22 protein-coding genes and 1 tRNA gene are annotated in these 24,838 nt (G+C 65.9%); 12 read left to right on the top strand and 11 right to left on the bottom strand.

Annotated elements, in window-relative coordinates; genetic code table 11:
- Positions 1 to 63 precede the first annotated feature (63 nt).
- From H7J93_RS22170 to H7J93_RS22155, 4 genes are all read left to right on the top strand, one after another.
- Positions 64 to 3,045: a (Fe-S)-binding protein gene (locus H7J93_RS22170; protein WP_267308452.1), complete on the top strand. Its 2,982-nt coding sequence runs from the start codon at positions 64 to 66 to the stop codon at positions 3,043 to 3,045.
- 39 nt (positions 3,046 to 3,084) lie between these two features.
- A complete protein-coding gene (locus H7J93_RS22165; RefSeq protein WP_372507998.1) occupies positions 3,085 to 4,359 on the top strand; it encodes a pyridoxal phosphate-dependent aminotransferase in 1,275 nt (424 codons plus the stop codon).
- 188 nt (positions 4,360 to 4,547) lie between these two features.
- Positions 4,548 to 5,105, top strand: a complete 558-nt coding sequence (locus H7J93_RS22160) for a CsbD family protein (RefSeq protein ID WP_267308451.1) — start codon at positions 4,548 to 4,550, stop codon at positions 5,103 to 5,105.
- Between the two features lie 26 nt (positions 5,106 to 5,131).
- On the top strand, positions 5,132 to 5,806 hold the full coding sequence (locus H7J93_RS22155) for an IF2 family translation initiation factor (protein ID WP_267308450.1): 675 nt from the start codon (positions 5,132 to 5,134) through the stop codon (positions 5,804 to 5,806).
- Here H7J93_RS22155 and H7J93_RS22150 read toward each other — a convergent pair.
- Entirely contained in the window at positions 5,794 to 6,735 is a 942-nt protein-coding gene (locus H7J93_RS22150) for an NAD(P)/FAD-dependent oxidoreductase (RefSeq protein ID WP_267308449.1), read from the bottom strand. The two genes, H7J93_RS22155 and H7J93_RS22150, sit on opposite strands and share 13 nt — an antisense overlap.
- Before the next feature lie 163 nt (positions 6,736 to 6,898).
- Between H7J93_RS22150 and H7J93_RS22145 the strand changes: the two genes are divergently transcribed.
- Both H7J93_RS22145 and H7J93_RS22140 read left to right on the top strand, forming a co-directional pair.
- Complete coding sequence (locus H7J93_RS22145) at positions 6,899 to 7,393, top strand: DUF4383 domain-containing protein (protein WP_267308448.1); 495 nt, start codon at positions 6,899 to 6,901, stop codon at positions 7,391 to 7,393.
- A 21-nt stretch (positions 7,394 to 7,414) separates the two neighbouring features.
- Positions 7,415 to 8,671 (top strand): YibE/F family protein, encoded by a 1,257-nt coding sequence (locus H7J93_RS22140; RefSeq protein ID WP_267308447.1) that lies wholly within the window; start codon positions 7,415 to 7,417, stop codon positions 8,669 to 8,671.
- Here H7J93_RS22140 and rfbA read toward each other — a convergent pair.
- From rfbA to H7J93_RS22120, 4 genes are read right to left on the bottom strand one after another with little or no spacing between them, the layout of a single operon-like run.
- Entirely contained in the window at positions 8,625 to 9,488 is an 864-nt protein-coding gene (gene rfbA, locus H7J93_RS22135; RefSeq protein WP_267308446.1) for a glucose-1-phosphate thymidylyltransferase RfbA, read from the bottom strand. The two genes, H7J93_RS22140 and rfbA, sit on opposite strands and share 47 nt — an antisense overlap.
- Positions 9,488 to 9,835 (bottom strand): nuclear transport factor 2 family protein, encoded by a 348-nt coding sequence (locus H7J93_RS22130; protein WP_267308445.1) that lies wholly within the window; start codon positions 9,833 to 9,835, stop codon positions 9,488 to 9,490. The genes rfbA and H7J93_RS22130 overlap by 1 nt, the downstream gene beginning before the upstream one ends.
- 35 nt (positions 9,836 to 9,870) lie before the next feature.
- Positions 9,871 to 10,623: a maleylpyruvate isomerase family mycothiol-dependent enzyme gene (locus H7J93_RS22125; RefSeq protein WP_267308444.1), complete on the bottom strand. Its 753-nt coding sequence runs from the start codon at positions 10,621 to 10,623 to the stop codon at positions 9,871 to 9,873.
- Between the two features lie 4 nt (positions 10,624 to 10,627).
- Complete coding sequence (locus H7J93_RS22120) at positions 10,628 to 11,950, bottom strand: cytochrome P450 (protein WP_276022302.1); 1,323 nt, start codon at positions 11,948 to 11,950, stop codon at positions 10,628 to 10,630.
- 87 nt (positions 11,951 to 12,037) lie between these two features.
- Here H7J93_RS22120 and H7J93_RS22115 point away from each other — a divergent pair, with 87 nt between their 5' ends.
- Complete coding sequence (locus H7J93_RS22115) at positions 12,038 to 12,658, top strand: TetR/AcrR family transcriptional regulator (protein WP_267308443.1); 621 nt, start codon at positions 12,038 to 12,040, stop codon at positions 12,656 to 12,658.
- Here H7J93_RS22115 and H7J93_RS22110 read toward each other — a convergent pair.
- From H7J93_RS22110 to dcd, 4 genes are all read right to left on the bottom strand, one after another.
- Positions 12,636 to 13,985, bottom strand: coding sequence for a UDP-glucose dehydrogenase family protein (locus tag H7J93_RS22110; RefSeq protein ID WP_267308442.1), 1,350 nt, complete (start codon positions 13,983 to 13,985; stop codon positions 12,636 to 12,638). The two genes, H7J93_RS22115 and H7J93_RS22110, sit on opposite strands and share 23 nt — an antisense overlap.
- A 98-nt stretch (positions 13,986 to 14,083) precedes the next feature.
- Entirely contained in the window at positions 14,084 to 15,724 is a 1,641-nt protein-coding gene (locus tag H7J93_RS22105) for a DUF7159 family protein (RefSeq protein ID WP_267308441.1), read from the bottom strand.
- 247 nt (positions 15,725 to 15,971) lie between these two features.
- Positions 15,972 to 17,288, bottom strand: a complete 1,317-nt coding sequence (locus H7J93_RS22100; RefSeq protein ID WP_267308440.1) for an ammonium transporter — start codon at positions 17,286 to 17,288, stop codon at positions 15,972 to 15,974.
- A 130-nt stretch (positions 17,289 to 17,418) separates the two neighbouring features.
- A complete protein-coding gene (gene dcd, locus H7J93_RS22095) occupies positions 17,419 to 17,991 on the bottom strand; it encodes a dCTP deaminase (protein ID WP_267308439.1) in 573 nt (190 codons plus the stop codon).
- 58 nt (positions 17,992 to 18,049) lie between these two features.
- Here dcd and H7J93_RS22090 point away from each other — a divergent pair.
- The 4 genes from H7J93_RS22090 to H7J93_RS22075 all read left to right on the top strand — a co-directional run bounded on the left by H7J93_RS22090 (position 18,050) and on the right by H7J93_RS22075 (position 21,502).
- Positions 18,050 to 18,120, top strand: a tRNA-Gly gene (locus tag H7J93_RS22090).
- 173 nt (positions 18,121 to 18,293) lie between these two features.
- Complete coding sequence (locus H7J93_RS22085) at positions 18,294 to 19,319, top strand: ABC transporter substrate-binding protein (protein ID WP_267308438.1); 1,026 nt, start codon at positions 18,294 to 18,296, stop codon at positions 19,317 to 19,319.
- A gap of 186 nt (positions 19,320 to 19,505) precedes the next feature.
- On the top strand, positions 19,506 to 20,732 hold the full coding sequence (locus H7J93_RS22080; RefSeq protein WP_267308437.1) for an MFS transporter: 1,227 nt from the start codon (positions 19,506 to 19,508) through the stop codon (positions 20,730 to 20,732).
- A 5-nt stretch (positions 20,733 to 20,737) separates the two neighbouring features.
- Complete coding sequence (locus H7J93_RS22075) at positions 20,738 to 21,502, top strand: class I SAM-dependent methyltransferase (protein WP_267308436.1); 765 nt, start codon at positions 20,738 to 20,740, stop codon at positions 21,500 to 21,502.
- Positions 21,503 to 21,512: 10 nt separating this feature from the next.
- Here H7J93_RS22075 and H7J93_RS22070 read toward each other — a convergent pair whose 3' ends face one another.
- Complete coding sequence (locus tag H7J93_RS22070) at positions 21,513 to 22,463, bottom strand: dTDP-glucose 4,6-dehydratase (RefSeq protein ID WP_267308435.1); 951 nt, start codon at positions 22,461 to 22,463, stop codon at positions 21,513 to 21,515.
- A gap of 120 nt (positions 22,464 to 22,583) precedes the next feature.
- Between H7J93_RS22070 and H7J93_RS22065 the strand changes: the two genes are divergently transcribed.
- Positions 22,584 to 23,615 carry a hypothetical protein gene (locus H7J93_RS22065; protein ID WP_267308434.1) on the top strand — a complete coding sequence of 344 codons (1,032 nt, stop codon included), beginning with the start codon at positions 22,584 to 22,586 and terminating at the stop codon, positions 23,613 to 23,615.
- On the opposite strand, the gene H7J93_RS22060 is transcribed toward H7J93_RS22065, so the two are convergent.
- Positions 23,605 to 24,825 (bottom strand): peptidoglycan DD-metalloendopeptidase family protein, encoded by a 1,221-nt coding sequence (locus tag H7J93_RS22060; protein ID WP_267308519.1) that lies wholly within the window; start codon positions 24,823 to 24,825, stop codon positions 23,605 to 23,607. The two genes, H7J93_RS22065 and H7J93_RS22060, sit on opposite strands and share 11 nt — an antisense overlap.
- Between the last annotated feature and the right edge of the window lie 13 nt (positions 24,826 to 24,838).

Here is a 24,838-nt window from a genome sequence, read left to right as displayed (position 1 = left end):
AAAGTTACTGGTGGGTAACATTCATTAAGTTACCCTTGAGTAACTTGGAACGGGAGGCGTGCGATGGAAACCCAGATGCTGATCAGGATCGTCGTGGTGGCCCTGATGGTCGCGATCGTCGGTGTCTTCGCCCTGAAGCGCGTCCTGTTCCTCACGAACCTCATCCGCTCCGGCGCGAAGACCAGCGTCGAGAACAACCGCAAGGACAATCTCGGCAAGCGCATCACCACGCAGATCGAGGAGGTCTTCGGGCAAACCCGACTGCTTCGCTGGTCGATCCCCGGCATCGCCCACTTCTTCACGATGTGGGGCTTCTTCATCCTCGCCACCGTCTATCTCGAGGCGTTCGGTCAGGTCGTCGACCACGACTTCCACATCCCGTTGATCGGTCGCTGGGACGCCCTCGGCTTCCTCCAGGACTTCTTCGCCGTCGCCGTGCTGCTCGGCATCATCACGTTCGCGATCATCCGCATCGTCCGCGAGCCCAAGAAGCACGGCCGCGACTCCCGCTTCTACGGCTCCCACACCGGCGGCGCCTGGCTGATCCTCTTCATGATCTTCAACGTCATCTGGACCTACGCCCTGGTCCGTGGCGCCGGCGCCAACACCCACGCCCTGCCCTACGGCAACGGGGCGTTCTTCTCTCAAATCATGGGCAAGGCGCTGGAGCCCTTCGGCGAGACGGCCAACGAGTGGATCGAGACGCTGGCACTGATCGGGCACATCGCAGTCATGCTGATCTTCCTGCTGATCGTGTTGCACTCCAAGCACCTGCACATCGGTCTGGCGCCGGTCAACGTCACGTTCAAGCGCATGCCCAACGCGCTGGGTCCGCTGCTGCCCGTCGAGTACAACGGGGAGCGCATCGACTTCGAGGATCCGCCGGAGGACGCGATCCTGGGCCGCGGCAAGATCGAGGACTTCACGTGGAAGGCCTACCTCGACATGACCACGTGCACCGAATGCGGCCGGTGCCAGTCGCAGTGCCCCGCGTGGAACACCGGTAAGCCGCTGTCTCCCAAGCTCGTGATCATGAACCTTCGCGATCACCTGTTCGCGAAGGCGCCCTACATCCTCGGCGACAAAGAGAGCCCGCTGGAGAACACCCCTGAGGGTGGCCTCGGCGAGGAACTGCGCGGCGAGAAGCAGTCGGAGAAGCATTCCCACGAGCACGTCCCCGAATCCGGTTTCGAACGGATTCTGGGCTCGGGCCCCGCACAGGCGACCAGGCCGCTGGTCGGCACCGAAGAGCAGGGCGGCGTCATCGACCCCGACGTGCTGTGGTCGTGCACGACATGCGGTGCGTGCGTCGAGCAGTGCCCGGTCGACATCGAGCACATCGACCACATCGTCGACATGCGCCGCTACCAGGTGATGATGGAGTCGGAGTTCCCCGGCGAACTCGGCGTGCTGTTCAAAAACCTTGAGGCCAAGGGCAATCCGTGGGGACAGAACGCCAAGGACCGCACCAACTGGATCGACGAGGTCGACTTCGACGTGCCGGTCTACGGCAAGGACGTCGAGTCGTTCGACGGGTACGAGTACCTGTTCTGGGTCGGGTGCGCGGGCGCCTACGAGGACCGGGCCAAGAAGACCACCAAGGCCGTCGCCGAACTGCTGGCGACCGCGGGCGTGAAGTATCTGGTGCTCGGCGAGGGTGAGACCTGCAACGGCGACTCGGCCCGCCGCTCGGGTAACGAGTTCCTTTTCCAGCAGCTGGCCGCCCAGAACGTCGAGACGCTCAACGAGCTCTTCGAGGGCGTCGAACGCGTGGACCGCAAGGTTGTCGTCACCTGCCCGCACTGCTTCAACACGCTCGGCCGGGAGTATCCGCAGGTGGGCGGCAACTACACCGTGCTGCACCACACCCAGCTGCTGAACCGGCTGATCCGCGACAAGAAGCTGGTGCCGGTGAAGCCTGCCGACGGTGGGGTCGATGTCACCTACCACGATCCGTGCTACCTCGGCCGGCACAACAAGGTCTACGAGGCGCCGCGTGAGCTCATCGGGGCATCCGGCGCGAAGCTCACCGAGATGCCGCGTCACGCCGATCGCGGTCTGTGCTGTGGCGCAGGCGGCGCCCGCATGTGGATGGAAGAGCACATCGGCAAGCGCGTCAACGTGGAGCGCACCGAGGAGGCGATGGACACAGCGTCGACGATCGCCACCGGCTGCCCGTTCTGCCGCGTGATGATCACCGACGGCGTCGACGACGTCGCCGCGGCCAAGGATGTGCCGAAGGCCGAAGTGAAGGACGTGGCGCAGCTGCTTCTCGAGTCGCTCGACACGACCGGCGTGAAGCTGCCCGAAAAGGGAACCGCGGCCAAGGAGGCCGAGGAGCGCGCTGCAAGCATCGCGGCGGCGGCACCCACCGAAGAAGCGGCACCGGCAGAGGCCGAGGAGGCCAAGCCGGAACCGGCTGCCCCAGCTGTTTCCGCAGCCACCGCCGACACCAAGCCCGTCACGGGCCTGGGAATCGCAGGCGGGGCGAAGCGTCCGGGCGCGAAGAAGGCACCAGCCGCGTCCGCCGCTCCTGCCGCCGAAGCTCCGGCGAAAGCGGAGCCCGAGGTCAAGGGCCTCGGCATCGCCACAGGCGCCAAGCGTCCCGGTGCCAAGAAGGCAGCCCCGCAGGCCGCCGCAGCCGCGCCCGAGGCCAAGGCCGAGCCCGAAGCGCCCGCGAAGCCCGAGCCCGAGGTCAAGGGCCTCGGCATTGCGGCGGGTGCACGGCGGCCCGGAGCCAAGAAGGCAGCGCCTGCCGCTGCGGCACCGGCGGCTGAACCGGAGGCCAAACCCGAAGCTGAAGCGCCCGCGGCTGAAGCGCCCGCGACGCCTGAACCCGAGGTCAAGGGCCTGGGGATCGCCCCCGGCGCGCGGCGGCCAGGAGCCAAGAAGGCGGCACCTGCGGCGGCACCCAAATCGGCACCGGAGCCTGCGGCAGCCCAACCCGAGCCCGAGCCGGCCGGCGACAGCAACGGCGAAACAGCGGCGCCACCGGTCAAAGGCCTAGGTATCGCCAAGGGTGCCCGGCCGCCCGGCAAACGCTGAACCGGCGTTTTTCGATATTTGCTGGACGGTAATGAGACGATGGTGGGCGTGACCACGCACCACGTGAACCTGCATACCGCGGGACATCATCCGCGCCAGCGCACGTTCACGCAGTCGTCCAAGCTGCAGGACGTCCTGTACGAGATCCGCGGACCGGTACACGAGCATGCGTCACGACTGGAGGCCGAAGGTCACCGCATCCTCAAGCTGAACATCGGCAATCCCGCCCCGTTCGGCTTCGAGGCGCCCGACGTCATCATGCGCGACATGATCCAGGCGCTCCCGTACGCACAGGGCTATTCGGACTCGAAGGGCATCCAGCCCGCCCGGCGCGCGGTCTTCACCCGCTACGAACTGATCGAGGGCTTTCCGAAGTTCGACATCGACGACGTCTACCTCGGCAACGGCGTCTCCGAACTGATCACGATGACACTGCAGGCGCTGCTGGACAACGGCGACCAAGTGCTCATCCCAGCGCCGGACTATCCCCTCTGGACCGCGTCGACCTCGCTGGCCGGCGGGACGCCGGTGCACTACCTGTGCGACGAGACCCAGGGTTGGCAGCCCGATATCGCCGACCTGGAAGCCAAGATCACCGACCGCACCAAGGCATTGGTGGTGATCAACCCGAACAACCCCACCGGCGCCGTGTACAGCGCCGAAATCCTCGAGCAGATGGTCGAATTGGCGCGCAAGCATCAACTGCTGCTGCTCGCCGACGAGATCTATGACAAGATTCTCTACGACGACGCCCAGCACATCAGCCTGGCGACGCTGGCGCCGGATCTGCTCACACTGACGTTCAACGGTTTGTCCAAGGCCTATCGCGTGGCCGGATACCGCTCGGGCTGGCTGGTGATCACCGGCCCCAAGGAGCATGCGGCCAGTTTCCTGGAGGGCATCAGCCTGCTGGCCAACATGCGTCTGTGCCCGAATGTGCCGGCGCAGTACGCCATTCAGGTTGCGCTGGGCGGACATCAGAGCATCGAAGACCTCGTGCTGCCGGGCGGGCGCCTGCTCGAACAGCGCGACGTCGCATGGTCGAAGCTCAACGAGATCCCCGGGGTCTCGTGTGTGAAACCCCAAGGCGCCCTTTATGCCTTCCCTCGGCTGGACCCCGAGGTGTACGACATCGTCGACGATGAACAGCTGGTTCTCGACCTGCTGCTGCAGGAGAAGATCCTGGTCACCCAGGGCACCGGCTTCAACTGGCCGACACCCGATCATCTACGCATCGTGACGCTGCCGTGGGCCCGTGATCTGGCCAGCGCGATCGAGCGGCTGGGCAACTTCTTGGCCAGCTACCGGCAGTAGCCGCTCAGGTTTATCGCCACCAGCGTCGGGTAACCACTGCCCTGCGGACGGAGCACCCGGTCCGCGAATTCACGGTCGGAATGCATTGATTCCGATTCGTTGGAGCGCAGTCCAAATCACGAAATACATGGCGCGGATTACTGCGCAACCGCCGTTTATTCGGCGTCGACCCGCCAGGAAAGGGCCAGATGACTGAGCACAAGAAGGCCGACGAAGCCCGCAAGGGGCTGCTCGACTCCGTCAAGGGAAAGGTCAAGGAGGTCGCCGGCGCTGTGACCGGCAACGATTCGTTGACCGCGGAGGGCCAGCTTGAACAGGCGCAGGCCAAGGAGCGTAAAGAGGCCAACAATGTCGAGGCTGTCGCGGACGCCGAGGCCGCGAAGGCCCGTGAACAAGCAGCTGAAGCCAGGGCCGAAGGCGCACAGGAGAGAGTCGCGGTGAACGCGGAAACCGCTGCGGCGCAGAAGTCGGCGCGCGACCAGCAGGAGAGCCTGAAACGCGCAGCGGAGAAGTCCGAGCAGCAGCGGGCTGCCCGCGAGAAGACTCAGGCCGAGCTCGATGCGCAGGCCAACATCGCGCAGGCCAAAGCAGAGGAGCGTGCGCACGTCGAATCCGCCGCTGAAGAAGTGGCCGACGCAGTCGATGACCATCTCTCTACGACGCGAGCCGCGTCCACCGCGAAGGCCGAGGCCGACCGCATCAGACGGCAAGCGGACCAGATGACCAACCAAGCCGACCTGCCCTGAGCACCGGCACACCTAGAGGAGTTCCAATGAAAATCGTCGAGGCCCCACTGGCCGTCTTGCGCCTTCAATACCGAATCGCGCGATTCCCGCTCGAGTTGATCGAGCAGCGCGTCGTCAGCCGCATGGACTCGGAGGCACCCGCTCGGTTGCTTTACGAACGGTCGCTGGGCATGCTTGATGCCACAGTCGGGAATGCATTGGGCGACAAGGAACTTGCGGAGAGCGGCACTGCGCTCGCCAAGCGTAGCGATGCGCTGGGCAGAGCAGCCCGACTGGATGCGGCGGCCGAAAAGGCACAGCAGCAGTCACGGGCCGACCTGAAAGCCAAGAGCAACAAGGCCGTCAAAGAGCAACAAGACGCACGCTCCGCGGCGCAGGGCAAGATCGACGATGCGCGCGCCTCGGCCAATGAGCAGAAGCGCGAGGCGTCAGTGGCGAGCGCACAACGCACGACAGCCGCGAAGCGGCAGGCCGACGTAGTGGCGGCACAGCGCACCAAGGCAGCGGAAGCGGCAAAGCGCGAGGAGCACGCCAAAATTCGCGCCGACGAGCAGGCGGCCGCCAAGGCTGCGGCATCGAAGCTCGAGGATGCGGCAGAGGAACGCGCAGAAGCCGATGCCAAGCGCGCGCAGGCCGATCAGATCGAGGACCTGGCCGACGCCGAGAAGCGCAAGCGTCAGACCTCGCCTCAGGGCGGGTAGGGCAGGCCGAACTCGTCGGCCAGCAGGCTCTGCACGATGATCATGGCAGCCTGCGCGCCGCCCGCGATGGCACCGGCGACATCGGAATGCTCGGTACAGATGTCCCCGGCTGCGAAAACGGTGGGAACACTGGTCCTGTGCAGCGAATCCACTTCGACGGAGTCGGCGGCGAGCGGTCCGGGCGCACAGGTCGCGCCCAGCCGCTCCGCGAGCCGGGACCGCTGCCGCAGGGGCGCCTCGACGAGCAGCCCGTCACGTTCAAGGCGGCGGCCGTTGTCGAAGACGATGGCGCACAGTTGGGCGTCATGACCCACGAGGCGCACGATGCTCCGTTCGACGATTCCGACGTTGGCGGCTTCCAATAGTCGTCGTCCACCGGCGTCGAGATCCGATGGACCGTCGGTGAGTAGCACGACATCGTCGCTCCACCCGCGCAGCATCAACGCCGAGTGCACGGCGTCCTCACCGGTGGCCAGTGTCGCCAGTCGCTTGTCGCGCATCTCCCAGCCGTGGCAGAACGGGCACTGGAAAACCGTTCTGCCCCAAAGCTCGTCGATTCCCATGATCTTCGGTGGGCAGTACTGCATCCCGGAGGCCAGTAGTACGCGGCGGGCGGTTATCTCCGCATCGCTGTCGAGCACCAGTCGCAAAATCTGATCGCCGGCATCGACGACGGAGCCGTCGACGATTTCGGCGTGGCGGTACTCGACAGTGGGATAGGCCGCCAGTTCCTGACGGCCCTTCGCATACAACTCGGCAGGCGGGCGTTGATCATGGCCCAGCAGTCCGCCGATGGCGGCGGCCGCCGCGTTGCTCGGCAGCCCCACGTCGACAACCAAGGTACGACGACGTGCGCGGCCGAGTACGAGTGCGGCGCTCAAGCCGGCTGCGCCGGCACCGACGACGACACACTCCCAGACATCGTCCATGCCGCATCGTTCCCCGATCTGACGCGCGTCCAAACACTTCGACACCTAGCTGACAACGAACCTCCGCAAGGCGTTTGCCGCGGAGATGCCCGGGTATCTCACGGGGGCGTTCGCTTCCAGCCGAGGGAGTCCGTACCGGTAACCACTAAGTGAGGCGATTTATATGACTACATCTCATCCAGCCCGCACCACCTTCGCGACACCAGTGCAGAAGGCCGCCCTTGTTGTCGGCGTGGTCTTCCTGGCCGTCGGCGTACTCGGTTTCATCCCGGGCATCACGACGAACTACGACCAGCTCAGCTTCGCGGGCCATCACTCGGAAGCGGCACTGCTCGGAATCTTCAACGTGTCGGTGCTGCACAACTTGGTGCACTTGGCATTCGGCATCGCCGGTGTTGTCCTGGCCCGCACCTTCAACGGCGCGCGCATGTTCCTCATCGGCGGCGGCATCGTGTACCTGGTGCTCTTCGTCTACGGGCTCGTGATCGATCACCACAGCGCGGCGAACTTCGTGCCTGTCAACGAGGCCGACAACTGGCTGCATCTCGTGCTCGGAGTCGGGATGGTCGCCCTCGGCGCCGCATTGGGCCGTACCCGCGGTGTCACCGACAGGCCAGTCGGCACCAGTGTCGATCCCGGTCGCCCTGGACCCCGATAAACAACCTCTACCCTGTTGCGGGTGACGCACTCGCACGCGCATTCGCATTCCCTCCAGGGTCCAACGCCCTTCGGACCGCTCGCCGCCAAGGTTGTCGTCGGCCTGTTGATCGCCATTGGTGTGGTGACGCTGGCCGGCGCCGCCTGGCTGTGGCCGAGTAAGCAGAAGGTCGACATCCCGCTGCCGTTCCAGAACGCGGCGGGTGGTGCGGTCACCACTGAGGCGGGCCATGTGGTGTCGACCAGTGCCGCGCCGTGCGGGTACCAGTCGGTGGGTGCGGTGCTGACCGCCCCTCCGGCGCCCGCGCAGGGTGACCCCAACTGTGTGCAGGCGTTCGTCGCCATCGACTCCGGCCCGAACGAGGGCGCGAACACGCTGCTGGAATTCAGCGGCGGAGCCGGGCAGCCTCAGCTCGCGGTCGGTGACCAGATCCGAATAACCCGTCAGGTCGATCCGACCGGCACCACCACGTACTCGTTCTACGACTACGAGCGGGCGTGGCCGTTGATCGGGCTGGCCGTGGTGTTCGCGGTAGTGGTCGTCGCGGTGGCTCGGTGGCGCGGATTCCGGGCGCTGATCGGCATCGTCGTCGCGTTCGTGGTGCTGGTCGTGTTCATGCTGCCTGCCCTGCGTGACGGCGCCGCAGCCATCCCCGTCGCGTTGGTGGCGTCGTCGATGATCCTCTACGCGGTCATCTACCTGGCACACGGCGTGAGCCTGCGCACCAGCGCGGCGTTGCTCGGCACGCTGGCCTCTTTGTTGTTGGCGGCCCTATTGTCCTGGGCTGCAATCGAGTTGACCCACTTGACCGGCCTCTCTGAGGAAGAGAACAACGCCGTCGCAACGTATTTGGGCAATGTGTCGATCACCGGCCTGCTGCTGGCCGGGTTCATCGTCGGCTCGCTCGGTGTGCTCAACGACGTCACCGTCACGCAGGCGTCGACGGCGTTCGAGCTGGCCGGGATGGAGGGCGCCTCCCGCCGGGCGGTGTTCGTCGGCGCGATGCGGGTGGGCCGCGACCATATCGCCAGCACCGTCTACACGCTGGTGCTCGCGTACGCGGGCAGCGCGTTACCGCTGCTGTTGTTGTTCAGCGTCGCCAACCGGTCGCTGGGTGACGTCCTGACCAGTGAGAGTGTGGCAATCGAAATTGCGCGCTCAGCGGTCGGCGGGATCGCGCTGGCGCTGTCGGTGCCGTTGACGACGGCGATCGCCGCAATGCTCGCGACGCCTACCGCTCCAGTAACCCCAGCAGATACGCACCGTAGCCGGACTTGAGCAATTCCTTTGCGCGCGCGGCCAATTGGTCGTCATCGATGAAACCGGCCCGCCAGGCCACTTCCTCGGGAGCACCGATCTTCAGGCCCTGCCGGCGTTCGATGGTGCGCACGTAATCGCTGGCGTCCAGCAGCGAGTCGAATGTTCCGGTGTCCAGCCACGCGGTTCCGCGCGCCAGCACCTCGACCGCAAGGCGGCCCTGGTTCAGGTAGATCCGGTTGATGTCGGTGATCTCGTATTCGCCTCGCGATGAGGGCTCTATCGAGCGCGCGATCTCGATGACGTCGTTGTCGTAGAAGTACAGGCCGGGAACCGCGTAGTGCGACTTCGGGGTTGCGGGCTTCTCCTCCAAGGACAGCGCGATACCGTCATCGCTGAACTCCACCACACCGTAGGCGGACGGGTTGGCCACCCAGTACGCGAAAATCGCACCGCCATCGATATTTTGGAACCGCGTCAGGCTGGTGCCCAGGCTCGGGCCGTAGAAGATGTTGTCGCCCAGCACCAATGCCACTGAGTCATTGCCGATGTGGTCGGCGCCGATGATGAACGCCTGCGCCAGACCGTCCGGCCTGTCCTGTACGGCGTAGGTGAGGTTGATCCCGAAATGCGAGCCGTCGCCCAGCAACCGGTGGAACGCGGGCGCGTCCTCCGCGGTGGTGATCACCTGGATGTCGCGGATGCCCGCCATGATCAGAGTGGACAGCGGGTAGTAGATCATCGGCTTGTCGAAGACCGGCACCAGCTGCTTGCTGACGCCCATGGTGATCGGATAGAGCCGGGTTCCCGATCCGCCGGCGAGAATGATCCCCTTCATCAGCTCACCAGATCTTTCTCGGACATCTCGGTGGCGGCCAAGGCCGATGCCAGGTCGTCGTGGCGGAACACCGATGTGACGTGATCGCGGACCACCCGGAACGCCGACGCCTTGCCGTCCTCCTCCTCCGCGACCACCACGCCGTCGCGCACATACATCCGCCCCGGTATCGCCGCTGCGGGGGCCACCGTTGTGGCCCACTCGCGCAGGGCGGCGTGTCCCTGGCCTGCGCCGCCGGCCTCGCCGAACTCGATGTCATCGCTGGAGACCTGGATCAGGGTGTCGAGGTCCTGGTCTTTGAGCGCGTCATGCCACGCCAGCACGGTCGCGATCTCCGATGTGGTCATGGTCGTGAAGGTACCAACTGCCGCGCAGGTGCCGATCAGAACGGGGTGCGCTCGAGCCACCCGTCCCACACGTCGGAGTCACCGAAGACCTCGATATCGAGCTCGGTCACCGGGCGTCTGCGCACGACCGCGAGCAGCAGATCTTTGGCCGGTCCGCGCAGCGCGACGTCTCCCTTGCCGTGATCGTGAGTCCAGGACAGGCCTCCATCGTCGTGCGCGATGGTCCACTCGCCGGTCGGTCCGAGCCCGGCGTCGGTCGCGTGGAGGTGCAGTGTGCGGCCGCGCTCCAGCGGCGGGGTGGTCTGTCGAGTCGCCTGGAGCACCATCAGCTCGATCCACTCGCTGATAGCGTCGGCCGCCAGGTCCGGCGACACGTCGTAGTCGGCGCCGAGCGCTAAGGCCGCGTCGGCGCGGTGCACCGCCACCTCGTGCAGGAGCCTGCGGATCCACCATCCCGCGGGCCGCATGCCCGCAGCGGTCCAGACCCGGGCGTCGGAGCCGACCTGATCTATTGCAGTGATCACTGCATGGGGCCCGGCGTTGAGCCAGTCGATCGCGGCGTCGAGATCATCCGGCGGCTTGCCGTTGCGCACTTCGCGCGGGTTGACCGGCTCGTTGCGGCGCTCGGAGATGATCTGCGCGGCCCACCGGGTGCCCCGGCCGACATGGCGGAACAACTGCTTGAGCGTCCAGTCGGGGCAGGTCGGGATCGGCGTCAAAGGGTCTGCGCCGCGGACCAATTCGCCGAATGCCTGGGTTTGGTCGAGCAGCGCCGCTCGCAAGTCCACATCACTAACCTACAGCGGCGCGGGCCTTTCCGAGCGTGATCGGAAGCGACGACCAGCCACGCAGCACCCGCGTTTGGCGACGGCTGCCCTCACCGGCGAGCCGTGCGTCCGGGAAGCGCTCGAAGAACGTGCGCAGCCCGACTTCACCTTCGGCGCGCGCCAGCGCCGCGCCGAGACAGAAGTGCCTGCCGCCGGAGAACGACAGATGCTTGCCCGCATTGGGGCGTTCGATGTCGAACCGGTGCGGATCGTCGAAGACCTTGGGATCGCGGTTGGCGCCCGCGAGATAGATGATCACGGCCTTGTTGCGCGGCACCGTCATGCCGGCCACGTCACTGTCCTTGGTCGCGATGCGCGCACTGAGTTGCACCGGCGAGTCCAGCCGCAGGATCTCCTCGACCGCGGTGGGCCACAGCTCGGGACGGGACGCCAGGGTGCCGAGATGCTCAGAGGTCTCCAGCAGCATCCGAATTCCGTTGCCAAGCAGGTTGACCGTCGTCTCGAACCCGGCCGCCAGCACCAGCCCCGCGGTCGCCAGCAGCTCCCGCTCCGTCAGCGGACCCCCTTCGGCCCCTTCCGAGGCCACGATGATCTGGCTCATCAGGTCATCACCGGGATTGCGGCGCAGGGCCCGCAGGTGGTTCGTCAGCCAGCCGCTGAAACCCTCGATACCTCGGTTGACCGTCTGGTACTGCCGCCACGTCAATCCGATGTCGAGGCTCGGTGCCCCGAGTTCACCGAACTCGAGGATGCGCGGCCGCGCGTCCTCCGGCACCCCGAGGATGTCGCCGATGACCGTGACGGGAAGTTGTGAGCAGTACCGGTCGACAATATCTGTGGTACGGGCGTCTGTTAGCCCGTCGAGAAGCGCGTTGGCCGACTCCTGGACGCGGTCACGCAGTGCGGCGACCGCACGCGGCGTGAACACCGACGACACCAGCTTGCGGTAGCGCGTGTGCTGCGGCGGCTCCACGGACAACATCGACGGCGGTCGAATCGGGTGCATCAGATCGGACCGGGTGCGGTCGGCCACCCACTGCACCGGTTTCGGCAGATTGGAACCCATCCCGAAGACCTCGAAGTCATCGGCACGCAGTAGGTCGTTGGCGACCTTGTAGTCGACGGTCAGGTACGCCGCACGACACCTGACGATCGGACCCATCGCCCGCACTTCCTCGATGAATGCGACGGGGTTCGCCCGCACGGCGGGGTCGGCGAGCAGGCGGCCCTGCGGATCGCCCTTACGGGCGACGAACTTGGAGAATCCGCGGATTCCGCCGTGCACGGCAAGCCAGTGAATCCGCTGCTTGATCGGGCCTTGAGTCATGCCCCTCCCGCCCTGAAACGGTGCCTGCGCCATCAACCGAATTGTAATTCGGTTATGGGATACGAGCTTACCGAATTATCATTCGGTATGGCAAGGAAGCGGATGTCCGCCGAGGAGCGCCGGGTCCGCATCCTCGATGCGGCCGTGGAGGTGTTTGCCGAGCACGGGTACACCGCCACCAAGATGGCCGACATCGCCGCCCGCGCCGGAGTCGTCCCCTCGGTTCTCTACGACCACTTCGGCTCCAAGCGCGAACTACACATCACGCTTCTCGAAGCGCACTCCGAACAGTTGCGGGAGCGTTCACTGCGCCGCCTCGAGGGAGGTTCGGTCGAGGAGATGGTCCGTGCCAGCATTTCGAGCTACTTCGCGTTCATCGAGGAGGACCCGTTCTTCTGGCGCGTGCTGCACCAGGACATGCACGCCGATCCGGAGATCGCCGCGGCGTGTCGGGAGATCGCCGATCGCGGGACCGCCAGCATCGCCGATCTGATCCGGTTCGGCGCCGGAGATCGGACCCAGCTGAACGGCATCACCCTCGACGAGGCCGCGTGGATCCTCGCCCGCGCAACCCAATCGGCGGCCGACGGCGTGGCCCGATGGTGGTATGAGAACCGCGACGCGCCGCGGGAACGTGTCGTCGAACTCGTCGTCAGGCTGTTGTGGCAGGGCTTCGACGGGATGCTCAGACAAGCGACGGCGGACTGACCCCACGCGGGCTCTTGCCCAGGCAGTACACCCGCCAGCCCGCGTTGAACCAGCGGTCGGCATCGAGGCAGTTACGGCCGTCCACAACGACTTTGGCGCGTACGGTCTCGGCGAGATCGCCGGGTTCGAGTTCGACGAACTCGCGCCACTCGGTCAGCACCAGCACCGCATCGGCACGTTCGCAGGCCTCCACCGCCGATGTCGAGTAGTTCAGCGTGGGGAAGAGCCGCTGCGAGTTCTCGATCGCCTTGGGATCGTACACGTTGACGGTGGCGCCGTTGAGCTGCAGCATGCCCGCGACGTTGAGTGCGGGTGAGTCACGCACGTCGTCGGACTCGGGTTTGAACGCCGCGCCGAGAACCGCGATGTTCGCGCCGAGAAGTGAGCCGCCGCAAGCGGTTGTGGCCAACTCCACCATTCGGGTGCGACGGCGCATGTTGATGCTGTCCACCTCGCGAAGAAACGTCAGCGCGTGGTTGGCACCGAGCTCGCCGGCACGGGCCATGAATGCACGGATGTCCTTGGGCAGGCAGCCGCCGCCGAATCCGAGGCCCGCGTTGAGGAATCGCCGCCCGATGCGTGGGTCATGCCCCAGCGCGTCGGCGAGCATCGTGACGTCGGCATCGACCGCCTCACACACCTCCGAGATCGCGTTGATGAACGAGATCTTCGTGGCGAGAAACGCGTTGGCGGACACCTTGACGAGCTCGGCGGTCTGCAGGTCGGTAACGAGGAAGGGCACGCCTTCGGCGAGAAGCGGTGCGTACAGCTCGCGGACCGCCGCTTCGGCTGACACCGAATTCCCCGGTACGCCAAGCACGATCCGGTCCGGATGCAGCGTGTCGTGCACGGCGAAGCCCTCACGCAGGAATTCGGGGTTCCACGCCACCTCGACGTCGATGCCGCCTGCTGCCAACGCCCGCGCCCGCTCGCCGAGTTCGGCTGCGGTCCCGACGGGGACCGTGGACTTGCCGACGATGACCGCCGCCCGGGTGAGCAGCGGCACCAATCTGTCGATGACGGCGTGCACATGGCGGAGATCCGCGCCGTATTCGCCCTTCTTCTGTGGAGTTCCGACCCCGAGGAAGTGCACATCGGCGAATTCGGCCGCCGCGTCGTAGTCGGTGGTGAAGCTCAGCCGGCCCGCAGCGATGTTGTCGCTCAACATCTTCCGTAGACCAGGTTCGTAGAACGGGATGTCGCCGGAGGCGAGCTTGGCGACCTTCCCAGGGTCGATGTCGACCCCTATTACCTCGTGCCCGAGTTCGGCCATTCCGGCGGCGTGCGTCGCACCGAGATAACCCGTGCCGAAAACAGAGCATCGCATACCACCTCTCTAGGCAGCCGCGATGAGCGCATCGCTACGCGACACTTAGCAGCACACCAACGGTGGGTTACGAATGAACGCGGCTAGCCCCGGCGGGCTCAGCCTCCGCTGCAGAAGATCAGGAAGCACCCGCCTCCGCCACCACCACGGCGCGAGGATCCCGCTCCGGGGTATTGCGAACCCGGGTTGTAGGGGCTACGACTTGAGCCGGAGCCGTTAGACCCGGAGCCCGAGCCCCCTGAGCCCTGGGACGGCGACTGCGGCACCTGCGGAACCTGGGGTTGCTGCGGAACCTGGGGTTGCTGCGGGACCTGCGGCTGCTGCGGCTGCTGCGGGACCTGCGGGAGCTGCGGAGTCTGTGGCAGCTCCGGCTGCTCCTCCGGTTCGTCGTCCCACGGTGGATTCCACTTCGGCGGATTCCACGGCTTCGGATTCAGATACGGCGGCCGCCACGGCGGGTTCCACGGCCGGTAGATCGGCGGCGGGTTGTACACGGGCGGCGGGATGTACACCGGCACCGGCGCCGGGGCAGGCGGCGGCGCGGCAGGTGCGGGCGCCGGGGCGGCGGGCGGCGGCGCCGCGGGCGGCGGAGCCTCCACGTACACGGTCCGAGGCGGCGCCTGCGGAACCTGCTGCGCAACGGGTACCGGCGGCTTGATGGTCTGTGCGGCCGGTGGCGGCGCAGGCGGCGGCACCTCGGCCGGCTTCGCTTCCGGAGCCGGCGCCGGCGCCGGGGCCGCCGGCACGACGGTCGGAACGAGCGCGTTCTGGCCGGGGCTGGGCCGTTGGTCGGCCGTCGGGCGGATACTCACCGCCAACGAAATGACCAGCGCCACAACGCCGACGACGAAGATGGACGTCAGCGCACTACCCACGAGCAGGAACGGCTTACGCTCCCCGTCAGACAGCTGCAGTTCGGTCTGGGGGTCGTAGTCGTCGAGGGATGCCCCATCGGAGCCGACCGCAGCCAGCTGCGTCTCGGCGCCGGCCAGGCCCGCGAGAGCCGAACCCGCGGTCGGGCCGTCGGGATCCTGCGAATAGGCGAGCCCCACGGTGGACGACTCCAGCGCCGGCGCGTTGGCGGCGGCCAATGCGGCGCCGCGAGCCAGTGCCAGTTCGGGTTCATCGGGCGCGCTGACAGGGAGGCTGACCAGATGCTGAAGGTGTTCCCTCACCGACGACACGTCGACGCCCGAGCCGACGACGAACATGCCCTGCGGCGGCGAATCCTGCGCGTCGACGGCGGCCGCCATCTCGGTCAGGATCCCCATCGCATCGCCGCCGTGCAGACTGCGGCTGAGCACCTTGACCACCGACCCGTCGTCGGACTGCACGACCGAAAGGGTCGCTGTGTCGCGATCGACGAACAACAGTGCGGTGGTGTCGTACCCGACCGCGCGACCCGCGGCCTGGGCAAGCTCCGCGGCGGCGTGGCCCGCGGACACCAGCATCACGTCGTCCAGGCCCCTGGCCGCGAGGGCGTCACGCAGTGCCGCGCCCTGGGAATGATCACTCCAGGTGATGCCGACCGACCTCAGGTGATGGCCACCCGCGGCGGCGCTCTCCTGGGTGCCCAGGATGGCCTCGACGACCTGCTCCGCTGCCGAGTTTGCCGAGCCTTCGTTCGTGGTGACGTCGAACGAGTCGTGATCGACGGTCACCCCGTCGGCCATCTCCCCCTCGACCAGCACCATGCGGACCGTCGTAGGTGTGGTCGACACACCCAGCACGATGTCCACTGACCCCTCCAAAAAGTTTGCTACGCTATCAAGTTCGCTGATGGGCCTCGCACTCCGCACCGGCCGACAACTAGTACTTAATCGACTTGCTCAGCATGGGCGTTACATCCCGAACGCATTTGCTGCAGCCGATCAAGTCCGATCCGACATTGGGCAGCTCCGGCGCCCCGACGACGCCGGTACCTCGACCCTACTCGGGTCAACGGCCGAACGCCTCAGGCCGTTCAAATTCCGCCGGTAGCCGCGTTCAGTCCGCGGTGTCCTCGGCGGCGTCGGCGCGCTGCTGCAAGGTAGCCGGACCGCCCAGGGTCGGCCGGCGCACCGGCTGATGGCCGTGCACACCCTCGGCGTAGGCGGTCTCGGCGTGCTGGGTGAAGTCGACGCCGGTCGTCTCGTCCTCGGCGCTGACCCGGAACCCGAGAACGCGGTCGATGATCTTGGCCAAGGCGAACGACATGGCGAACGCATAGACACTGACCACCACTGCCGCCATCGCCTGCTTGCCGAGCTGGGTGAGTCCGCCGCCGTAGAACAGGCCCTCGGGACCGGCGGTCATCACCTCGGTTGCGAGGAATCCGATGAGTAGTACACCGACGAGACCGCCGACGTAGTGCACGCCGACCACGTCCAGCGAGTCGTCGTAGTTCCACCGGAACTTCAAGCCGACCGCGTAGGAGCAGATGACGCCGGCGGCCAAGCCCACGACGAACGCGCCGAGAGTGTTGACCGTCCCGCACGACGGTGTGATCGCGACCAGGCCGGCCACCACACCGGAGGCGGCGCCGAACGTCGTCGGTTTACCGTCGCGGAAGCGCTCGACGGTGATCCAGCCCAGCATGCCCAGACAACCCGCCACCAAGGTGTTGAGGAAGACGGCTGCCGCTGTGCCGTTGGCCGCCAGGGCCGAGCCGGCGTTGAACCCGAACCAGCCGAACCACAGCAGGCCCGCACCGAGCAGAACGAACGGTAGGTTGTGCGGGCGCATGGCGTCCTTCTTGAAGCCGATGCGTGGGCCCAGCACCAATGCCAGCGCCAACGCCGAAGCGCCCGAGACGATCTCGACCACCAGGCCGCCGGCATAGTCCAGCACCCCGAGGTTGAACAGCCAGCCGTCGGGTCCCCAGACCCAATGCGCCACGACGGCGTAGACCGCGACGGTCCACACGGGCACGAAGACCACCCACGCCGAGAATCGCGCGCGGTCGGCGATCGCGCCGCTGACGAGCGCGGCGGTGACGATCGCGAAGGTCAGTTGGAAGGTGGCGAAGAGGAGTTCGGGCACGGCTCCGCGCACGGTCGTCGGATCGATGCCGAGCATGCCGAAGTGCGAGAGGTTCCCGATCAGTCCCTTACCGGCGTCGTCGGAGAACGCGACGGTGTAGCCGAGCAATAGCCACGCCACCGTGCAGGCCGGGATCGAGATGAAGCACATCATGATCATGTTGAGCACGCCGGTGGTGCGGACCATGCCGCCGTAGAAGATGGCGAGTCCCGGGGTCATCAGCAGGACCATCGCGGTGGCGGCCAACAACCAAGCGGTCGCGGTGGGATCGATCTCTGGCACGTCGGCTCCTTCGGCGAAGTTCCGACGAAGCATTTCGACCGTAGGTTTCAGCCACGCGGCGGCGATGTTTCCGGCATGTTTCGTGTTTCGGCGCGATTACCGAAACCTCACAGTCTTCTGCCGAGCGAGCTCAGCTGGACTTGACGAAGTTCAGATACGAGCGCGAGGGCGTGGGCCCGCGCTGGCCCTGGTACTTGGAGCCCGCCTGCGAACTGCCATAAGGATGTTCGGCGGGGCTGGTCAGCCGCAGCAGGCACAGCTGACCGATCTTCATGCCCGGCCACAGCGTGATCGGCAGATTCGCGACGTTGGACAGTTCCAGCGTGATGTGCCCGCTGAAACCCGGGTCGATGAAGCCCGCGGTGGAGTGGGTCAGCAGGCCGAGCCTGCCGAGCGACGACTTGCCTTCGAGCCGGCCGGCGAGGTCGTTGGGCAGCGAGCACCGTTCCAGCGTCGAGCCGAGGACGAACTCGCCGGGGTGAAGGACGAACGGCTCGCCCTCCTTGGGCTCGACCAGCGTGGTGAGGTCGTCCTGGCGCAGTGCCGGGTCGATGTGGGTGTAGCGGGTGTTGTTGAACACCCGGAACAGGTTGTCCAGCCGCACGTCGACGCTCGACGGCTGGATCAGTGATTCTTCGAACGGGTCGATGCCCAACCGACCGGCGGCGATTTCGGACCTGATGTCGCGATCGGAGAGCAGCACGCGACGAGCGTAGCCGCTCGGGTGTTAGCCTTCCTGATCACTGGCTCATGCCAGGCGTGCCGGTGTAGTTCAATGGCAGAACATCAGCTTCCCAAGCTGAGAACGCGGGTTCGATTCCCGTCACCGGCTCCGAGAATCGGAAGTTCATCCCGTAGCGCTCACGTCGGGCTCCGTCGACTGATCGCAATCGCACTACACGCAGCGAGTCGTTTGTCGCTCTGCCGCGTGCTCGACAAGCCGACGACGAATGAGAATCAGGGAGAGCCGTGTCAACAAAGAGTCATCGAACGCGAGCGGCCTGCTTGACGACCGTCAGCATTGTCGCCGCGCTCACGCTCGCAGGTTGCGGCTCCGTCTCAGCCCAACCGGCCGAGCCAGGCGGGGATTCGCTGCGCGTCGTGCTGGGTTCGCAACCACAGGCGTCGCAGATCCCGCTGGTCTTCGGCATCGCCAATTACGGTGGCGACTTCGGGTTGACGATGAGCGTCGAGCAGAACGTCACGAAATTCGATGACCACACCAACGCGGTACAGACCTTGCTCGACGGAAAGACGGAGGTCTTGGCGACGTCGGTCTCCGCAATCTTGGATGCACGCGAGCACGGCGAGAACGTCAAGATGTTCTGCCCCTACGTCAGCATGGACGACTTCGTCCTGGCAGGCGCCAACGGTGTGAACACCGCCAGCCAGCTGTTCGATCCGTCGACCCGGGTGGGTATCGACAGCCCGGGCGGCGCTGGAGCCATCGTGCTCAACGCCCTGCTGAGCGGTATCGGCGAGCCCCGCGACATCCACGAAATTCCGAATGAGCAGATCATCGAAACCGCAAACGCTCGAACGGCCGCGTGGGCCGCTGGCGAGCTCGATGCCACGGTGATTCACGACACGCAATACGACGGCGCCAAAGCAACGGTGAACAGACCGGTGCTGATCGCGACCCTGTACGAGAACGCCCCCGGATTCATCAAGGTAGCGCAGGCCGCCCGAGCGGATTGGCTCGCACAGAACCGCGAACTCGCCGCCAGGTACTGCGCCACCACGCTACGCGCCATGAAAGCACTCAAGACGGACTTCGCCCTATTCCGAACCGCGGTCCACGATTACGTCGAATCCCCGCCGTCCGAAGAATCCCTCAGAGAGCTGTTCGACCTCATCCTGCGATATCCGTTCTGGACGGACGACGGCGGTCTTTCAGAGGAGAGCGTGAAATTCATGATCGACATCGCGACCGAGTCGGGCGTCCTCACCGAACCGATGAATGCTGCCGACATCGTCGATCGTGAGACGCTAAGTCGGGCCGTCGAACTCGCGAACATGCCCACGCGATAGTCACCGACACGGTCCGACCCACTTTCAAGCCGACAAGGCGGGGGTTTCGGCTCCTCTCACCGGCGCACGAATACCGGTCGGCGGTTAACACCCTGAATCATCAGCACGTTCTCTTTCGACCTGACACCATCGACGGTCAGGGCGACGCCATCGCGTCGATCGACACCGGGAGGAGACGGGCACGCGGTGGCCATCGCCGAGAGCCGGTATCAGGCGCTGATGGGGTTTGGCGCCTTCTATTTCATGGGCGCCCAGTTGGGCAGCGTGCTCGCCGTCCTGCCGTTTCTCATGGCATCCGAGGGCATGAGTCGGGCGGCCGGTCTCGTCGTCCCGAGCTTCAGTGTCGGCTTCGTCGTCGGAAACGCGCTGTCTCCGCTGGCGGTGAAGTGGTCAGGGCGCCACCAGAACATGATCATCGCCGTCGCCTCGGCCACCATCGCCGTCCTGACCGTCTTCGTCGCTGTGGCGGCGCTGTACAACACGCTGGTTGTATTCGCCTTCCTGTCGTCGTCGGTGCTCATCGGCGGCGCCATGGGCGTGGCCAACAATGCCTACGCCGGCATCATCTCGCGCGCGCTGACCGAAACGCGACGCAACGACTTGGTGCTCAACCAGCAGGCGTTGGGTGCCATCCTGACCGTCATCGGGACGCTGGGGCTCATACCGCTGCTGCCCCACCGCGACGCCGCGGACGGACACCTCGATGTCCTCTGGCTCAGCGCCGCAGCGATGGGGATCGCCTTCGTGGCCGCGATGATGGTCGGGCCGTCAACGTCACCGACTGTCGGCGTAACGCGTCGGATGATCGAGGACTTTCGCGAAGGTATCGCCGTGGTCCGCGAAACCCGTTGGTACCGGGTGTTCCTGGCGGCCCAGCTCGTCTTCGTGCCGATCCTCGTGAGCGAGACGTTCTTCTCGCTTCGCACCGCGCTCGCCCACGTCGACACGGCGGAGAGCCTGCACCTGATCGTGATCAGTTCGGCGGCGGGTCTGGTCGCCGGCTCGTTCGTGTGGCGCAGGGTGTTCGGCAGGTTCGGAGTCCGCGGCATACTCATGTCGAGTGCGATCGTCGGGGGTGTCGCAACCGTGGTCTGCGCGGCCAACGAACTCGTCACGACCGAACCACGCCTTTGGGCGTACGGTGTCGTCTTCTTCCTCGTCGTGCTGGCCAACGCCGCCGTTGCGGCCGGGATGGTTTCGTGGATCAGCGCCTACGCCGCCGAGGAAGAACGTGCGGTATTGATCAGCTTCGCCGCTACGCTCGTCGCCGTGGCCACCGGGATCCTGGGCGCGGTCTTCGGACAGCTCGCCCTCGTCACCGCGATCTGGCCGGTGCTCATCATCCTGGTGCTCTGCGCACTGGCCGCCCTCGTGGCAGCGCGCGCGCCCGGCCGGACACCGGTGGCTGGGTGATCTCGGTGGGCGGGACGTTCGAGCAATTGCTCGCGGAGGCGGTGGCCGCTCCTGTCGACGGCTGGGACTTCTCCTGGCTCGACGGGCGCGCCACGGAAGAGCGGCCGTCGTGGGGTTTTCAGCGAATGATGAGCCGACGGTTGGCCGGCGTGTCAGCCGCGCTGGACCTGCAGACCGGCGGCGGAGAGGTGCTCTCCGGCGTGGAGAAGTTCCCGCCGACCATGGCGGCCACCGAGTCATGGCCACCCAATGCGGCCCGGGCGGCGCACCGGCTCAATCCCCGCGGCGTCGCCGTCCTACTGATCCGCAACGAACCCCCGCTGCCGTTCGCCGACGAAGCGTTCGACCTTGTCACCAGCCGGCACCCCATTGCGGTGTGGTGGAGTGAGATCGCGCGGGTTCTGCGGCCAGGGGGCACCTATCTCGCCCAGCATCCCGGCCCGGCGACCGCGATCGAGCTGATCGAAGCGGTCTTGGGACCCATGCCAGACCTGGGCGCGCACATGGAGCCGTCGGTTCAGGAGGCGCAGGCTCAGGCTGCCGGGTTGCAGGTACTGGATATCCGCATCGAGAAGCTCGCCGCGGAGTACTTCGACATCGGTGCAGTCGTCTACTTTCTGCGCAAGTTGATCTGGGATGTACCGGATTTCACGGCGGAGCCCTTTCTCACGCGGCTGCGCGCGATCCACGAGCAGATCGAGGAGGAGGGACGGTTCGTGACCTATCCCACGCGCGTCCTGGTCGAGGCCCGCAAACCGTTGCGGGGCTGAGGAGCTCACCTCACTGAGGTGGTTCGAGGGGCTGCCGTCGCGCCCACTCGATGTAGCGATCGATCCCTTCCCAAATCTTCACCTTCGGTTCGAATCCGATACTTCGCGCGCGCTCGATGGATGCCGGGAAGCGGGTCACCTCCCCTGGCCGCGGGGATCCGTTCACCACTTTTGTGCCGAGTTTGTCCGCTATGTAGTCGGCGATATCGCGCACGCGGGTGTTCGTGCCGCTGGCGAAATTGATGGCCTGGCCCGCGAGATCGGGCGTATCCAGCACCAGTCCGTACGCGTCCACAACATCGCTGACGTGGAGATAGTCCCGGGTGGCGCTCCCGTCGCCGAACACGACGAGATCCTCACCTTTCAGGGCCTTGCGGACGAGGATCGGGATGAGGGCACCGTACGCGCCACTCTTCTGGCGCTCACCGAAGATGTTGAACGGACGGACGATTGTGATGTCCATGCCATAGGACCGGTAGTAGGAGTACGCGAGACGATCGGCGGCAGCCTTCGACGCGGCATACGGGCTGTTGGGTCTCAGTTCGGCCGTTTCATCCAGAAGCATTGCCCCACTGAGGCGATGTCCGTCGCCGTACACCTCACAGGTCGACGCGAGAATCACCCGCACCCCGTGCTCGCGCGCGGCCTCGAGCACGTTTTGAGTGCCCACCACGTTGGTGTCGACGAAGCTCCTCGGATCGTGTAGCGATTTGTCGACATTGACGTTCGCCGCCAGATGGAAGATCACGCTGTGATCGCGCACCGTCTTGCTGACGCATTCCCAGTCGGTGACCGAACCGAACACGATGTCGGCTCGGTTGTTACCGATGACTTCTGACAGGTTCTGCTTGCAGGCGAGCGAGAAAGTGTTGAGGGCCGTCACGTGGTGCCCTCTGGCGAGAAGAGCCTCGCACAGGTGGCTCCCTTGAAAGCCGGCGCCGCCGGTAACGAGAATCCTCACCGCAAAAGTGCTCCCGTCCTACGACATTTGCAGCAATATGATTACCACCTATTGCGGCTGGCAGTACACGAAAGCGTGTCATCGAATGGTTTTCGAGCGGTCCAGACAGAGGAATGGCGCATGAGTGTTGTGCCCGGCGGTGGTCGGCCCGCAGTCCACCGAATCGAAAGCGGCATCGCCGCTGACTATCTCGGCCAGATCGAGGCGTGGTGCACCCATCCCGCCCTCGCCGAACTGGTCGGCATGTTCGGCGGCAGCATCCCGCCGGGGCTCACGCTGAGTGATCGACTGAGTTTCCTGGACGAGTTCAGCGAGGTGTGGGATTACCGCGGCAAGGCGCGAGAGCAAAGTGCCGGTCGGCTCACCAATCAGGACGCGGGCGGGGCGGTCAGGTGGCTCATCCGACGTCTCGACCTGGCTGTCGCGCAGCTCGAACGGATCGAGCACTTGGCGGGTGAACTGGGGCTGATCGACGAATTACGCCCGATTGCAGGTGATTTCGATCATGTCGTGGTCATCGGTGGCGGGCGCTACACAAACCTGCTTCGAACCCGCTACGCGCGCGAGATGGCTACCGGTCGTCGGATCGGCAATGTCGTCCTGGCGGCGGCGTCTCGCCGGTTGCTGGAGTCCGAACAGGACGCCGTCGCCGTGTGTGCACCGGGCGCCAACACCGAGTTCGAGTTGATGATCGCCGCCGCCCGCGACGTGTTCGGGATCGACGTCGGCGAGGTCGTCGAACATGTGACGCGCCGCGTCGATCAGGTGCAGCGCAACGAGACGGTTTGGCGTTTCCCACCTGACAGCAATGAATTGGGATTGCCCATCATGTTGCTCGAGACACCATCGCCTGACCCGGAACGCCGTCGGGCCAATTCCGCGGATACCTATACGTTCGCGGCGAGGAACGCGAACATGCACGGTTCGTCGTGTCTCATGGTGACGGGTCAGCCGTTGGTGCCGTACCTGCACTTCGAGGCGCTGCGGACGCTGGCGCTGCCATACGAGATACGGTTGGAGTCAGCGGGTTTCGGCGTAGAGAGGTACAACCGGCTGAGCACTCTGGATCAACAGCATCCGGCCAAATTGCTGCAGGAGGTGCGCTCCACGATCCGTTCTGCGCGGGCGCTGGAGGATCAGCTCAGACGATGATCGTGCACGGCGATGACGGCGGGTAGGTACCCGATACCGGACGTGGCCGTCCTGCCGGGGGCCACGGCTTCAGGCCCATGTTGGCGAGGTAGCGCACGGGGTTGATGTGCTCGCCGTCGACGCGCACCTCGAAATGCACGAAGCCGTCGGCAGATCCGCTCTGCACCCGCAGGACTCCGAGCTCGGCGCCCGCGTCGACTCGGGCGTCGATGTCGATCTGGCGGCCGTCACCCGGTCGGAAGACGTAGACGGTTTCGCCGTTGGCTCCCGCGATCGTCACCGATCGAAGACCGTCGTCGTCCAGGTCATCGACGTGGCTGACGATCCCGGAGTTCACGGCGTAGACGGGGGTTCCGGGCGCGGCGGCGAAGTCGACGCCGGGGTGGAACCCGGTGGCCCGTTGGCCGTAGCCGGATGCGAGCGCGAGCCGATCGCGGTCGACGGGTAGCCGGGTGCCCGGCTCGGCGGGTTCGAAGTCGCCGCGCACGCGCCGCTCGTAATCCGACTGGAGTAGGTCGATCTCCTCGTAGGCGTATCCGAACAGCAGCGCACGGTCGTAAGGCACGCCGTAGTTCAACTCGGAGTCGGGGTCGAGCTTCCGGTAGTGCTCGACTTTGCCGATCCGTTCAGCCAGGGTCGACCACCCGGTGTGCAACAACCGGACGTCGTTGACCACGCCGATGCGTCCGCGTTCGGTGATGTTCGCCGGCCAGTGCGGGTTGTGGATTTCGCGTGTCCCGGCACGCAGACCGGGGCTCCACCGCCAGAACGGCCCTCGCATCGATTCGGCGGTGCCCATGACGGGGATCATCTCGGGGTATTGCGGATCGTCCCAGTGCGGGATCATCGGACACATCAGCGCCGCAACATCGTCGGGGACTCCGGCGAGCATTTCGCGGATGTCGACGTCGGACTCGACCACCTGATCGGAGTCGATCATGAAAATCCAGTCGGGGCGGCAGAAATCCGCCATGCGATACAGCAATTCGAGGCCCGGCGGTTCGGGTATCAGCCACGGCGTTTGCGGGAGATCGGAGCGGGCGCGCACGACATTGGTGATCGCGGGGTGCTCCTGCAGGATCTTCGCGCTACCGTCTGTGCTGCGGTCGTCGATCGCGTAGATGTCGTCACACCAGCCGGCGAGGGATTCCAGCACCCGGGGCAGCACGTCCTCGCCGTTGTGCACGCGGAACATGGCCAGGACGCGCATCGTCTTCTCCTTC

It is taken from the genome of Mycobacterium barrassiae (assembly GCF_025822765.1).
Classification (GTDB): domain Bacteria; phylum Actinomycetota; class Actinomycetes; order Mycobacteriales; family Mycobacteriaceae; genus Mycobacterium; species Mycobacterium barrassiae.
This window is presented reverse-complemented; position numbering and strand designations above follow the sequence as displayed.

What these genes read in the sequence shown, in the direction of transcription:
- H7J93_RS22155 (WP_267308450.1), top strand. Translation starts at nt 5,132, where the DNA reads ATGAAAATCGTCGAGGCCCCACTGGCCGTCTTGCGCCTTCAATACCGA.
- H7J93_RS22060 (WP_267308519.1), bottom strand. Translation starts at nt 24,825, where the DNA reads ATGCGCGTCCTGGCCATGTTCCGCGTGCACAACGGCGAGGACGTGCTG.
- H7J93_RS22110 (WP_267308442.1), bottom strand. Translation starts at nt 13,985, where the DNA reads ATGCGATGCTCTGTTTTCGGCACGGGTTATCTCGGTGCGACGCACGCC.
- H7J93_RS22145 (WP_267308448.1), top strand. Translation starts at nt 6,899, where the DNA reads ATGACTACATCTCATCCAGCCCGCACCACCTTCGCGACACCAGTGCAG.
- H7J93_RS22115 (WP_267308443.1), top strand. Translation starts at nt 12,038, where the DNA reads ATGGCAAGGAAGCGGATGTCCGCCGAGGAGCGCCGGGTCCGCATCCTC.
- H7J93_RS22130 (WP_267308445.1), bottom strand. Translation starts at nt 9,835, where the DNA reads ATGACCACATCGGAGATCGCGACCGTGCTGGCGTGGCATGACGCGCTC.
- H7J93_RS22065 (WP_267308434.1), top strand. Translation starts at nt 22,584, where the DNA reads ATGAGTGTTGTGCCCGGCGGTGGTCGGCCCGCAGTCCACCGAATCGAA.
- H7J93_RS22170 (WP_267308452.1), top strand. Translation starts at nt 64, where the DNA reads ATGGAAACCCAGATGCTGATCAGGATCGTCGTGGTGGCCCTGATGGTC.
- H7J93_RS22160 (WP_267308451.1), top strand. Translation starts at nt 4,548, where the DNA reads ATGACTGAGCACAAGAAGGCCGACGAAGCCCGCAAGGGGCTGCTCGAC.
- H7J93_RS22120 (WP_276022302.1), bottom strand. Translation starts at nt 11,950, where the DNA reads ATGACTCAAGGCCCGATCAAGCAGCGGATTCACTGGCTTGCCGTGCAC.
- rfbA (WP_267308446.1), bottom strand. Translation starts at nt 9,488, where the DNA reads ATGAAGGGGATCATTCTCGCCGGCGGATCGGGAACCCGGCTCTATCCG.
- H7J93_RS22150 (WP_267308449.1), bottom strand. Translation starts at nt 6,735, where the DNA reads ATGGACGATGTCTGGGAGTGTGTCGTCGTCGGTGCCGGCGCAGCCGGC.
- H7J93_RS22165 (WP_372507998.1), top strand. Translation starts at nt 3,085, where the DNA reads ATGGTGGGCGTGACCACGCACCACGTGAACCTGCATACCGCGGGACAT.